Source organism: Streptomyces hazeniae (assembly GCF_031845485.1).
In the GTDB taxonomy this organism is placed as follows: Bacteria; Actinomycetota; Actinomycetes; order Streptomycetales; family Streptomycetaceae; genus Streptomyces; species Streptomyces hazeniae.
The window spans coordinates 1-750 of record NZ_JAVREQ010000079.1 but is presented as its reverse complement, the minus strand read 5'-3'; the positions used below and the strand labels follow the sequence as shown (position 1 = coordinate 750).

Genomic DNA, 750 nt, shown 5'->3' with positions numbered 1-750 from the left:
ACCAGCGACATCACGCCGGGGAAGTACATCGAGCCGAAGGCCCGGGAGAAGTTCAGCGCAGCGACCCTCGGCGCAAGAAAGTCGAAGATATGGTTGGGCCAATGACGTTGTGGCAGAAGGATTTGCGCGGCCCGGGTGGGAGACCCCACCGGTGGGCGTCCCAGGTGAAGACCGTCTGTCCCCAGCGGTTCCGCCAACTCGACACGGAACAGCTCACGCATGCTCTGCCCGGTCACGGCACGGGCCAGACCTGACAACAACCAGCCGTAGGTCAGGGCGTGGTAAGCCGGCTTACCGAACAGAATCGAGTTGACCGGCGCGGCGGCAACCCGACCCTCCATCACCAGGTGATCCAGCAGATCGGCTTTGCTGACGCCATTGAGCTGAGACAGCCCGGCCTCGTGCGCCATCACCTGCCGCACCGTGATCGCGGATTTGCCGCTGGCCGCGAATTCAGGCCAGTACGCGCTCACCGGGCTGTCGTATTCGATCAGACCGCGGTCGACGAGCCGATGGATGACTGTCGAGGCCATTCCCTTTGTCGCGGAGAACACCATCGCGCCGGTGTCGGCCGTCCAATGTTGTGTACCGTCACGATCCGAATAGCCGGTCCAGACGTCGACGACCGGCGCTCCGTCCTGCAGAATCACCAGCGCCCCGCCGCCGTACTTCCGGCCTGGGAACAATTTCGAGAACCCGCGGACCGTACAGGAGAAGTTCCTGTCCGCCGCGCCTTGGACGCCGTGTGGG

At 64.3% G+C, this 750-nt stretch carries 1 protein-coding gene; it reads right to left on the bottom strand.

Annotated features, from left to right (window positions below; all coding sequences use genetic code 11):
* Positions 1 to 650: serine hydrolase domain-containing protein (locus RM572_RS28655; RefSeq protein WP_311676291.1), on the bottom strand; the 650-nt coding region annotated here is incomplete at its 3' end.
* Positions 651 to 750: the final 100 nt, after the last annotated feature.